Annotated in this window: 8 protein-coding genes; all 8 read right to left on the minus strand. The window is 30.1% G+C overall.

Annotation, left to right across the window (positions count from 1 at the left end):
- Positions 1–28 precede the first annotated feature (28 nt).
- The 8 genes from glyS to ffh all read right to left on the minus strand — a co-directional run bounded on the left by glyS (position 29) and on the right by ffh (position 12,583).
- Positions 29–2,104 (minus strand): glycine--tRNA ligase subunit beta, encoded by a 2,076-nt coding sequence (gene glyS, locus Q0V08_RS00660; RefSeq protein ID WP_297431165.1) that lies wholly within the window; start codon positions 2,102–2,104, stop codon positions 29–31.
- 25 nt (positions 2,105–2,129) lie between these two features.
- A complete protein-coding gene (glyQ, locus tag Q0V08_RS00665; RefSeq protein WP_023051410.1) occupies positions 2,130–3,002 on the minus strand; it encodes a glycine--tRNA ligase subunit alpha in 873 nt (290 codons plus the stop codon).
- A gap of 11 nt (positions 3,003–3,013) precedes the next feature.
- Positions 3,014–3,472: a signal peptidase II gene (gene lspA / locus Q0V08_RS00670; RefSeq protein WP_297431167.1), complete on the minus strand. Its 459-nt coding sequence runs from the start codon at positions 3,470–3,472 to the stop codon at positions 3,014–3,016.
- A gap of 19 nt (positions 3,473–3,491) precedes the next feature.
- A complete protein-coding gene (gene ileS / locus Q0V08_RS00675) occupies positions 3,492–6,287 on the minus strand; it encodes an isoleucine--tRNA ligase (RefSeq protein ID WP_297431169.1) in 2,796 nt (931 codons plus the stop codon).
- Positions 6,287–8,626, minus strand: a complete 2,340-nt coding sequence (locus tag Q0V08_RS00680) for a sensor histidine kinase (protein WP_297431171.1) — start codon at positions 8,624–8,626, stop codon at positions 6,287–6,289. The genes ileS and Q0V08_RS00680 overlap by 1 nt, the downstream gene beginning before the upstream one ends.
- Positions 8,627–8,629: 3 nt before the next feature.
- Positions 8,630–10,795, minus strand: a complete 2,166-nt coding sequence (locus tag Q0V08_RS00685; protein ID WP_297431173.1) for a Tex family protein — start codon at positions 10,793–10,795, stop codon at positions 8,630–8,632.
- A gap of 114 nt (positions 10,796–10,909) precedes the next feature.
- The gene (rpsP, locus tag Q0V08_RS00690) at positions 10,910–11,173 is read right to left on the minus strand and encodes a 30S ribosomal protein S16 (RefSeq protein WP_023051405.1); all 264 of its coding nucleotides are present in this window, start codon (positions 11,171–11,173) and stop codon (positions 10,910–10,912) included.
- 66 nt (positions 11,174–11,239) lie between these two features.
- Positions 11,240–12,583 (minus strand): signal recognition particle protein, encoded by a 1,344-nt coding sequence (gene ffh / locus Q0V08_RS00695; protein ID WP_297431175.1) that lies wholly within the window; start codon positions 12,581–12,583, stop codon positions 11,240–11,242.
- Positions 12,584–12,588 lie beyond the last annotated feature (5 nt).

Consider the following 12,588-nt stretch of genomic DNA (forward strand, 5'->3'; position numbering starts at 1 on the left):
TTATTTGTATTATTTAGTCAATATTTTTTTATTTTTTCTCTTCAATTAACGTTAAGTTAACCATCTTATTAAAAATTGTAGCAATATAATTAAGTTGTGATAATCTATTATTTTTTATAATTTCATCTTTGTCCATTACCATTATAGACTCAAAGTATCTATTGATAATATCTTCAGTTGATAAAAGTACATTTAAGTAACCTATATAGTTTTTAGCAACTAACATCTCTTTTGCATCTCTTGCAACTTCTTGAGATTTATCAAATAGTTCTTTCTCTATCTCCTCTTTTAAAAGATTAGGATCAACCATAACTCCTTCAAATCCTTTAGAGATATTTCCAACTCTTTTCATTAATGAAACTAAGTTATTGAAGCTATCCATTTTTGTAAACTCATCGACAGCTTTTATTCTTAATAAAGTATCTACTAAATTATCAAAGCTCTTATCTACAACTGCAGATACAATATCCTTTGAATATCCCATTTCTGTAAATACATTTAATGCTCTTTGTTTAAAGAATTCCATTACTTCATTTAAAACTTCAGCTTTATCTCTTTTTAATACTCCTGCTGCAGCAAGTGTATCTAGAGCTCTTTCTACTAAAGCCTTTAAAGAAATATTTAAATTTGAATCTAAAACAATATTTACAATACCTAAAGCTGCTCTTCTTAAAGCAAATGGATCTTTAGAACCACTTGGAATTATTCCAACACCAAAACATCCACAAAGAGTATCTATTCTATCAGATATTCCTGTTATGATTCCTTCCACACCTTTTGGTAAAAGGTCTCCTTGGTATCTTGGATAATAATGTTCTTCAATTCCTTTTGCTACTAACTCCGACTCTCCCGATTTTAGTGCATAGTCCGCTCCCATAAATCCTTGAAGTTTTGTAAACTCCTTTTCTCCAATCATATTAGAAACTAAATCAGCTTTCGCTAATAAAATTGTTCTATCAATTGTTTCTTTTCTAGTTTCCATTCCAGTAGCTTCTATTAAATAATCTGCTATTTTCTGAGATCTTTCAATTTTGTTATATATAGTTCCTAAATCTTTCTGGAATACAACTTGTTTTAATTTCTCAACATTTTCTACTAGAGGCTTCTTTAAATCTTCATGATAGAAGAATCTTGCATCAGCAAGTCTTGCAGATAAAACTTTTTCATTTCCTTTTCTAACTTGCTCAGAATCTTCAATACCATTTCTAATTACAACAAATTTAGGTAAAAGTTTTCCTTCTAAATCTAAAATAGGAAAATATCTTTGGTGAACTTGCATAGATATAATTAAAACATCTTGAGGAACTTCTAAGAAATCAGAATTAAATGTTCCAACTATTGGATATGGATACTCCACTAAGTTTGCAACCTCTTTTAATAAATCTTCATCTATTAAAACTTGTTCATTAGAATCTTCACATTTTTCTTTTATAAGTTTCTTAATTAAGTTCTTTCTCTCTTCAACATCTATAATTACATTATTTTCTTTTATTTTTTCAAAATATTCATCAATAGTAGAAACTTCAAAATTGCTTCCAAAGAATCTATGTCCTCTTGATGCTCTTCCACTTTTTATTCCTTCTATTTCAAAGTTTACTATTTCTCCATCTACTAAAGCTAAAAACCATTGAATTGGTCTAGCAAACTTTAATTTTTTCATTCCCCACTTCATTGATTTAGGGAAATTAATCTCTAATACTAATTCTTTTAAAAGATCTGAAAGTAAAGCTTTTGTGCATTCACCTTTTAAAAACTTTCTAACTGCTATATACTCACCTTTAGGAGTTTCTATGATTTCTAAATCAGTAGCTTCTACTCCTTGAGATTTAGCAAATCCTAATCCCGCTCTTGAAATCTCTCCATTTTCACCAAAAGCAACTTGCTTTGCAGGTCCCATATTTAAGATATCTAGGTTTTCTTGAGTTTCTGCTAATCCCTCTACTAAAACAACAAGTCTTCTTGGTGTTCCAAAAGTCTTTATTTCATCAAATTTTATTCTTTTTTCATTTAACTTACCTTCTAAGTTCTCTTTCATCTCTTTTAGAGTTTGAACAAGGAATCTTGCAGGTAACTCTTCCATTCCTATTTCAAAAAGTAATCTCACTTTCTATTCCTCCTCTTTTTTCCTTTTACTTTTTTTTCAGTAAAGGGTATCCTAGTTCTTTTCTATTTTGTACAAATACTTCTGCACATCTCTTAGCTAGGTTTCTAACTCTTAAAATATAAGCCATTCTCTCTGTTGTAGAGATTGCTCCTCTTGAGTCTAGAACGTTGAATGTGTGAGAACATTTTAAAACATAGTCATATGCTGGCATTACTAAATTCTCGTTTAATGCTCTATCAGCTTCTTTTTCATAATCATCAAACCATCTAAAGTGGCTTTCTAAATCCGCTACTTCAAATGAGTATTTTGAATTTTCATACTCATACTGATATCTCATATCTCCATATTTAATTCCTGGTGCCCACTCTAAATCATACACATTTTCTTTGTTTTGAATATATAGTGCTAATCTTTCTAATCCGTATGTTATTTCAACAGGAACAACTTCTAACTCTAATCCTCCAACTTGTTGGAAATATGTAAACTGAGTTACTTCCATTCCATCTAGCCATACTTCCCATCCTAATCCCCATGCTCCTAATGTTGGTGACTCCCAATCATCCTCAACAAAACGAATATCATGCTTTAAAGGATCTATTCCTAAAACCTTTAGCGATTCTAAATAAAGCTCTTGAATATTATCTGGTGATGGCTTCATTATAACTTGAAATTGGTGGTGTTGATAAACTCTATTTGGATTTTCTCCATATCTACCATCCTTTGGTCTTCTTGATGGCTCAACATATGCTACGTTCCATGGCTCTGGTCCTAAAGACATTAAAAATGTATTCGGATTAAATGTTCCAGCTCCTGTTTCTATATCGTATGGATTTCCAATGATACACCCTTTTGAACTCCAATACTGCTGAAGAGCAAATATCATCTCTTGAAATGTCATTTCACTTCCTCCTAATCTTTCTTTTTCCTTTTACTATCTAGTAAGCTATCTATTATTATTAAAATAACTCCTACATTTATCCAAACATCAGCTAAATTAAATACAAATACCCATATACCTCTAAAGTCAATCATATCAATAACAAATCCTCTATAGATTCTATCTATGATATTTCCAATTGCTCCACCTAAAATAAATGAGTATCCTAATTTCTCAATAACTGAAAATTTCTTTCTATTTTTAAAAAAGTAAAAACCTAATCCAAATATCACTATAATTGTTAAAATAGAGATTATATCAAGTTTTCCCTGAAACATTCCAAAAGCTATACCTCTATTTTTTACATAAGTTAGATGGAAAAACTCTCCCAAAATTGGGAAAGTTTCTCCTTCTACTAACCAAGTGTCTATTTCATATTTGGATATTTGATCTAAGAATACTAATAAAAATATTATCCCTATATATAACACAGCTCACCTCTTTGAATAATTAATCAACTAGTGCTGATGTACATCTTGGACATACTGTTGGATGCTCTGGATTAGTTCCTAACTCTGTCGAGTATTTCCAACATCTTTCACACTTCTCTCCATCTGCATGCTCAACTTTTACGAATAGCGCCTCTTGCTCCTCACCTTTTACAAATGAATCATCTTTTTCATTAGCAATTACTAATTGAGAAACAATAAATACCTCTTCTAAAATCTCTTTATTATCCTCTAAGAATTTTGCTAACTCTGCATTATCTGCACTTAAAATAACTTTTGCATCTAAAGAGTTTCCTATTATTTTATTTTCACCTTGTCTTGCTAACTCTAATGTTTTATTAACATCTTTTCTTAACTTTACAATTTCTTCCCACTTTGTATCTAACTCATCATTTAAGTATTGATCATTGTTTACATACCAATCAGTTAATAATACTGATTCAGAATCTTTTAATGATTCTGGTAAAGTTTCCCAAATCTCTTCAGCTGTAAATGATAATATAGGAGCTACCATTTTAGTTAATGTTACTAAAACTTCTGACATTACTGTCTGTGCAGCTCTTCTTTCCTTAGAATCAGCTTTTTCAGCATATAATCTATCTTTTATTATATCTAGGTAGAATGCTGACATATCAATTCCTGAGAAATAGTGGATTTCTTGGAATAAGTTATAGAACTCATACTTTTCATATGATTCTGTTACTACTCTTTTTAATCTTTCTAACTTATTTAATGCCCACTTATCTATTTCCATTAAATCTTCATAAGCTACTGCATCTGTTACCGGATTAAAATCTGCTGAGTTTCCTAGTATATATCTAGCTGTATTTCTTACTCTTCTATAAGCTTCTGCCATTTGCTTTAAAATATTGTCAGATATTTTTACATCTTCTCTATAATCAACTGATGCACACCATAATCTTAATATATCTGCTCCATAAACTTTAATTATATCTTGAGGTGCTACAACGTTTCCTACAGATTTTGACATCTTTTTACCTTCTCCATCATTTACAAATCCATGAGTTAATAGCATCTTAAATGGTGCATCTCCTGTTGATCCAACAGATGTTAATAACGATGTTTGGAACCATCCTCTATGTTGGTCCGATCCTTCTAAATATAAATCAGCTGGTCTATGTAATCCCTCTCTAGTTTCTAAAACAGATCTATGAGATACTCCTGAATCAAACCAAACGTCCATTATATTAGTTTCTTTTCTTAATTCTAATCCTTTTAGATTGTATTTAACTAATAACTCTTCTCCAATTAGCTCCTCAGGTGAATATTTAACCCAAGCTGCTGATCCCTCTTTTTTAACAAGTTCAATAACTCTATCTAAAATTTCTCTTTCAAATATCTCTTTTCCAGTTACTTCGTTATAGAATACAGGAATTGGTACTCCCCATGTTCTTTGTCTTGAGATACACCAGTCAGGTCTTGTCTCTAACATAGAACCTATTCTATTTCTTCCCCACTCTGGAACAAATTTAACGTCGTCTAAAGCTTTTAACGCCTTTTCTCTTAAATCTGATCCTTCACATCTTATAAACCACTGCTCTGTTGCTCTAAAGATTACTGGAGTTTTTGATCTCCAATCATGAGGATAAGAGTGTTCAAACTCTTTATAACTTAATAAATGTCCTGTTTCTGTTAAGTGCTCTGCTATAACTTTATTTGCTTTTTTATAGAATAATCCAGCAAATTGTCCAGCTTCCTCTGTTAATACTCCTTTATTATTAATTGGAGAAATGATTGGTAATCCGTATCTAACTCCTACAACATAGTCGTCTTGACCATGTCCAGGTGCAGTATGAACAACTCCTGTTCCAGCTTCAGCAGTTACGTGTGTTCCTAACACTACTTTTCCTGTTCTATCTAAGAATGGGTGTTTATATGTTAAGTTTTCTAAGTCAGCTCCTACAAACTCTTTTATTAGCTCCATTTCTTTTATTCCCATGTCGCTAAATGCTTTATCTGCTAAAACTTTTGCTAAAATTAGATTTCCTTTTTCTGTTTTATATATTCCGTATTCAAACTCTCCATTTAAAGCAATTCCTGTATTTGCAGGTAAAGTCCATGGAGTAGTTGTCCAAATAACTAGATATAATGGTTCTGTCATTTCTAACTTGTCCATAATCTCTTTGTTTGCTTCCATTTTTACATAAATAGATGGAGAAACATGATTTTTATACTCTATTTCAGCTTCCGCTAAAGCTGTTTCTGTTACTGGTGACCAGTAAATTGGTTTTAACCCTTTAAAAATATATCCATTTTCATAAAGCTCACCAAATACTTCTAATTGCTTTGCTTCATACTCAGGATTTAAAGTTAAGTATGGTTTATCCCATTCTCCTAAAACTCCTAATCTTTGGAATCCTTCTTTTTGAATCTCTACCCATTTTTTAGCATACTCTGTACACTTCTCTCTGATTTCAAGAGGTGACATTTCTTTCATTTTTGCACCTAGTTCCTCACTTACCTTTAATTCTATTGGTAATCCATGAGTATCCCATCCTGGAACGTAAGGCACTGTGTATCCAGATAATCTTTTATACTTTAAAATTATATCTTTTAATATCTTATTTAAAGCATGACCTATATGGATTCCACCGTTTGCGTATGGAGGTCCATCGTGAAGTATAAATGTTTTACTTCCCTTTTGTAATCCCTTTTCATAAATTTTTTCATCTTCCCACTTTTTTAAGATGTTTGGTTCCTTCGTTGGTAAGTTTGCCCTCATTTGGAAACTTGTTTTCGGAAGGTTCAACGTTTTCCCGTAATCTTTTTCTTCCATTAGACTTCCTCCTTATATGCATTTAAAGTTATTTTTACTTCAGTACTGTTCCCCTCTTCTGAGAAATGTTTTATTACTCCACCATGGTCTTTTATCACCTTATGAACAAAAAACAATCCTAACCCTAAGGTTTGAGGAGAATAACTTATAAATGGTTCATAAATATCTTCCAATTGTTTCGGAGATATTCCAATACCATTATCAATAATCTTCAATTCAATTTTTTCATTAATTTTTCTTTTAGAAAGAATTATATCTATCCTTCTATTACTTTGTTTATCTAAGAGAGCGTTACAAGCATTATCTATAAGCTCTTTTATTACTTTTTTTAATTTCTTTCTACTGCCTAAGACACTTCCAGTTGTAGCATTAAAAAATGAAATTGAAATATTTTCACTTTTAAATTTTTGACTATAATCTGTTATTATCTCATTTATTATTTTATCTAAACTAACTCGCTCATATTTATCTTCAATCTCTTCAGAATAAATTTTTAGTGATTCATTATCCTCTTTAATTCTTGCTAAATAAGGCTTTATAGTTGTTAACTCTTCTATTATTTTTTCTCCAGGATTTTCTGAATCAACACATTTCAACAATTTTTCAACAACTTCTCCTCTTAACTTTAAAAATCTTGTGGCTAGCTTTTCTATTGTTAAAACTCTCTCACTTTCTAAAGTATCTAAGATTGTTTCTTTATTATTTATTCCGATAGAAAAATTCATTGAAAGTAAGTTTAATAACTCTAACTCTTCCTGGTTAATTCTGATGTCCTTTGCATAGTTGTCTACTACCACTACGCCAGAAAATTTTCCAGCACCATGTATAGGAAAAATAAAGAAATTTTTTAGTCCGATAGCTTTTAAAACATCATTTCCTAAATCATATTTATATCCTGTATCGTTCTTATAAATTATCTTTTGCTCTTTAAATGATTTCGCTAATAAATTATCATTATTTATAGGAACTTTTGCAAATAAAACTAGTTCTTTCAAATTTTTCAATTGAAACTTAAAACCTTTTTTGCTCTCCTCATTCAAACTACGATTTATAGCAACCTCTTCTCCAATTAGATAATCATTTTCTCTACTATATCTAAAATACATCGCTCTACTATAACCAAGACCAACTTCTGAAGTAAATCCTGAAACTAGTTTTTTTATAGTTTTAAATGTATCTTGTTCTATATTCATCCCCATCAGAAGTTTATCAATAGCTTCTATTCTCTCAATATTTCTAACTAACTCTTTATTTTGAATAGTTAAATCCTCTTGAGCAATATTCAACTTTTCAATCATCTCTTTAAAAGATATTGATAGTGTTCTAATTTCTCCCTGACCAATAACTTTTATATCTTCAACCTTTTCACCTTTTGAAATTTCATCAGCTAAGTCAGCTATTTGAGTAAGAGGCATCAATAGCTTTCTAAATACCTTACTAGAAACTGTAGAACTTATAATCATTATTAAAAGAACCAAAATACCTATATAAATAGATGTCATTAGTTTTTCTTCAGTTAATCTTTCTTTTGATAAAGATAGTATAAAACTTCCTAAATAACTATCATTATAACCTATTAAATTATAAATTCCAACATAATATGATAAACCATTGATTTTTTTATTTAAATAGTAGTTTTTATAATCTTTTCTCAGAATCTCTTTATACGTTCTATTTGAAAAGAAAAACTTTGCTTGAAGCTCATCTTTATCTGGACTATTAGTTACAAAGTATACTCTATCTTTTGAACTAAGTTCCAATCCATCTGTTAAGGAAGTCAAAAAATCTCTATTTATAGGAATTGAGACTACTAAATAAAAAGTTGTTGTTTCATTTCCATAGGGAATAACTACTCTTCCATAAATTTTGTTATCCACTTGAGCTAAATAATATCCTGTTTCTTCAAACTCTTTTTTGTTAGAAGTTTCAAGTAAAATATGAATATTATCTTCATTTAATGTCCCTAGATTTCCTTTATTTCCATATTCCCCTAACAATTCTCCATCTGATGATAGTATTGTTACTACAGAGTTATAATAGTTTCTAAAATCCTCTTTTAATAGATTATATTTTAGCATCTCTGCTATTTGTTGATTCCCTTCACTGATTCTATATTTTCCAATCTCTTTATAGACATCATTTCTAATTTCTCCAAAATAAGATTTATAATTTCCCATAAGAAGATTCATCTTATTTTTAGTTGTATCTTCGATTCTTTGTTCCATATCTTGAAATGAAGTTAATATTACAACTATTGCGATTAAAATAGATGTCAAAAATATTGCTATATCATTATAAAAAATTATTTTTATTAACAAGGAATCTTTTCTTATTCTCATCCTTTAAAGCCCCTTTTTAGTTAAGCCTACTCTTTCCCTCTCTCTATCTATATCTTTTATTTTAACTTTTATTATTTGACCAACTGAAAGAACTTTACTTGGATCATCTATAAATTTATCTGATATTTCTGAGATGTGAAGTAATGCATCATTTTTCAATCCTATATCTATAAAAGCACCAAACTTAATTACATTTCTTACTGTACCCTCTAACTCCATACCTGGTTGAAGATTATCTATATTTAAGATATCTGATTTTAATAATGGTTTTTGGATACTATCTCTTGGATCTCTTCTTTCTTTAACCAGTGCTTCATATATATCTTTTACTGTTTCATATCCATAGTTATTTTTTTGAGCAAATGTTTTATAGTCAAATCCTTCTAAAACTTCTTTAGCTTTAACTAAATCTCCACCATATTCTTTTAAAGAAAGATTAACAGATGCTAATATTTCTTCAGCAATTTTATAAGATTCTGGATGTATTATTGTATTATCTAAAGTATTTTCCCCATCAAGAATAATTAAGAAACCAGCCATTTGCTCATAAGCTTTAGCTCCTAAGCCCTTAACTTTTAATAACTCTTTTCTATTCTTAAAGTTTCCATTCTCTTTTCTATAATCTACAATATTTTTTGCAACACTCTTCTTAATTCCAGAAACATATGAAAGTAATGCCCAAGAAGCTGTATTTACATTTACTCCAACATTATTTACCACTAACTCTATAACTTCTGTAAGAGATTGGTCTAATCTTTTTTGATTAACATCATGTTGATACATTCCTACTCCTATAGATTTTGGATCAATCTTAACTAACTCTGCTAAAGGATCTTGAATTCTTCTTCCAATTGAAATAGCACCTCTAACTGTTACATCTAAATCAGGAAATTCTTCAACTGCAATTTTAGAAGCTGAATAGATTGATGCTCCCGCTTCATTTCCAATTAGATATTTTACATCACTATCTACAGTTTTTAAAACTTTAGCTACAAAACTTTCTGTCTCTCTCGAAGCAGTTCCATTTCCAATAACAATTATATCTATGTTATATTTTTTTATGAAATCCTTCATTTTTCTTTCAGCATCTTTTAATTGATTCTCATGATGCATTTCTTTTACTAAATAAAACACTGTATTTTCTCTAAAAAATCCATTTTTATCTATAACTGCCACTTTACATCCTGTTCTATAGCCAGGATCCAAAGCTAATATATTTTTTTCATTAAGTGGCGGTTGCATTAAAAGATTTTTTAAATTCTCTTTAAATACTACAATAGCCTCATCTTCTGCTTTTTCTGTTAGAATATTTCTAACTTCTCTTTCAATAGAAGGTAAAATCAATCTATCTAAAGCATCAACTATAATTTCTTTGTGTAAAAAGTTTAACTCTTTATTTTTAAAATCTTTTAATAAATATCTTTCTACACTCTCTCTATCTTTTTCTTCAAAATTTAAAGAAATTGTTAATACTCCCTCATTTTCTCCTCTATTTAAAGCTAAAATTCTGTGAGATAAAGCTTTTTTTACAGGTTCAGTATATTCATAGTAATCTTTATATATCTGTTTTGTATCAAGCTCTTCTGCTTTTTTACTTTTCTTAGCAATTATAATAGCTTTTTTCAGCATATCCTCTCTTAATCTTTCTCTGTACTCTAATGTCTCTGAAAGATTTTGAGCTACAATTAATTTTGCTCCTTCAATAGCTTTTTCTACATTCTCTACTTCTTCATTTACAAATGCTAAACTTTCCTTCTCAAGTTCAGCTAAAGTTTTTAATTGATAGATTTTTTCAGCTAATGGCTCTAATCCTTGCTCTTTTGCTACGTCCGCTTTTGTTTTTCTTTTTTTCTTATAAGGAAAATATAAGTCTTCTACCATTTGAAGCTTTTCAGCTAAAAGTATTTGATTTTTTAACTCATCTGTTAATTTTCCTTGCTCTTCAATTAATCTAATAACCTCTTCTTTTCTTATTTCTAAGTTTCTTAAGTAAGTTATTAACTCTGATATTTTTAAAATATTTGTTTCATCTAAATTTTCAGTAACTTCTTTTCTATATCTTGCTATAAATGGTACTGTTGACCCCTCGTCCAAAAGTTTTATTGTATTTGTAACTTGCTCAACTTTTAATCCCATTTCTTTTGCAATTCTATTAAAGAGTGTATCCATTAATCCATCTCCTTTTCATAGTTGAATTTACCTTGTATTATACCACATTTTAATAATCAATGTCTAACACAAACAGAAAAAAAGGTGCCTTTACAGGCACCTAAATTCTTACAATTAGTTTTTCTTTGCAGCTTCGAACTTTGCCCAAACTCCAGCTTTGTCTAATAATGACTTAACTGTTCTTGTAGGTTGTGCTCCGTTCATAAGGAATTTTACAATTTCCTCTTCTTTAAGAGTTACTTTTCCTTCTTCTAATGGATAGTAGTTTCCTAAGTAAGCTACTGCCTTTCCATCTCTTCTTGATAAAGCTTCCATTGCAGCTATTCTGTATACAGGTCTCTTTTTGCTTCCCATTCTAGTTAATCTTAATTTTAACATCTAAAATCACTTCTCCTTTTATATTTCTATTTTTTTATTTTTGGTATTGCCTCTATTTTTCTCTATTTAAAATGGAAACTTCATTCCACCTTTTCTTCCACCCATTCCAGGAAGTTGTGGGAACTTTCCAGTTGAGAACATTTTCATCATTTCTCTCATCTGTTCAAATTGTTTCAGTAGTTTATTTATATCAGCAACTTCTGTTCCACTACCTTTTGCAATTCTTAACTTACGACTAGCTTTTAGTATTTCAGGTTTTTTTCTTTCCTCTCTAGTCATTGACTGAATAATAGCCTCAACTTTTTTCATCTCTTTTTCAGCTGGTGCTAAATCTCCAATTTGTCCCATACCAGGAATCATTTTTAATATGTTTCCTAGAGAACCTAATTTTTTTATATTTTGTAATTGTTTTAAGAAATCATCTAAATCAAACTTTTGAGTTCTAATTTTCTCCTCAAGAGACTTAGCATCCTCTTCACCAATTGCTTCTTGTGCTTTCTCAACTAAAGAAACTACATCTCCCATTCCAAGAATTCTTGAAGCTAATCTTTCAGGATGGAATAACTCTAAGTCATCAATTTTTTCTCCAGTTCCAACAAACTTAATAGGCTTTCCTACTACAGATTTAACAGATAGTGCTGCTCCACCTCTAGTATCTCCATCAAATTTTGTAAGCACAACTCCATCAATACTTAATGCATTATTAAATGATTGAGCAAGATTAACTGCATCTTGTCCTATCATTGCATCAACTACCAACAGAATTTCTTGAGGTCTTACAACTTTTTTAACCTCTTTTAACTCTTCCATTAATTTTTCATCTATATGTAATCTTCCGGCAGTATCTATAATTAAATATGTTGCTCCAGCCTCTTTTGCTTTTTCTAAACCTCTTTCACAAATTCCAACAGCATCATTACTTCCAAGTTCAAAGTAAACATCAACACCAACTTGTTGTGCTAAAACCTCTAACTGCTTCATAGCAGCAGGTCTATAAATATCTGCTCCTATTAAGTATGGCTTTTCACCTTGTTTTTTTAAGTATTTTGCTAACTTACCTGCAAAAGTTGTTTTTCCAGCACCTTGAAGTCCTGCAAGCATTACTACTGTAGGATTTTTAGCACTTTTTGTAAGTCTAGAGTTTGTACCACCTAATAACTCTACCAACTCATCATTTACTATTTTTATAAATTGTTGCCCTGGATTAATTCCAGTTAAAACTTCAGCTCCAATAGCTTTCTCTTGAATCTTTGCAACAAAATCTTTAACAACTTTGTAGTTTACATCGGCCTCTAGTAAAGACATTCTAACTTCACGTAAAGCCTCTTTTATATTACTTTCGCTTAGTTTTCCATGACCTCTTACTTTTTTCATTATGTCTTGGAATCTATTTCCTAAATTTTCTAACATGGCCA

It is taken from the genome of uncultured Cetobacterium sp. (assembly GCF_947038635.1).
Classification (GTDB): domain Bacteria; phylum Fusobacteriota; class Fusobacteriia; order Fusobacteriales; family Fusobacteriaceae; genus Cetobacterium_A.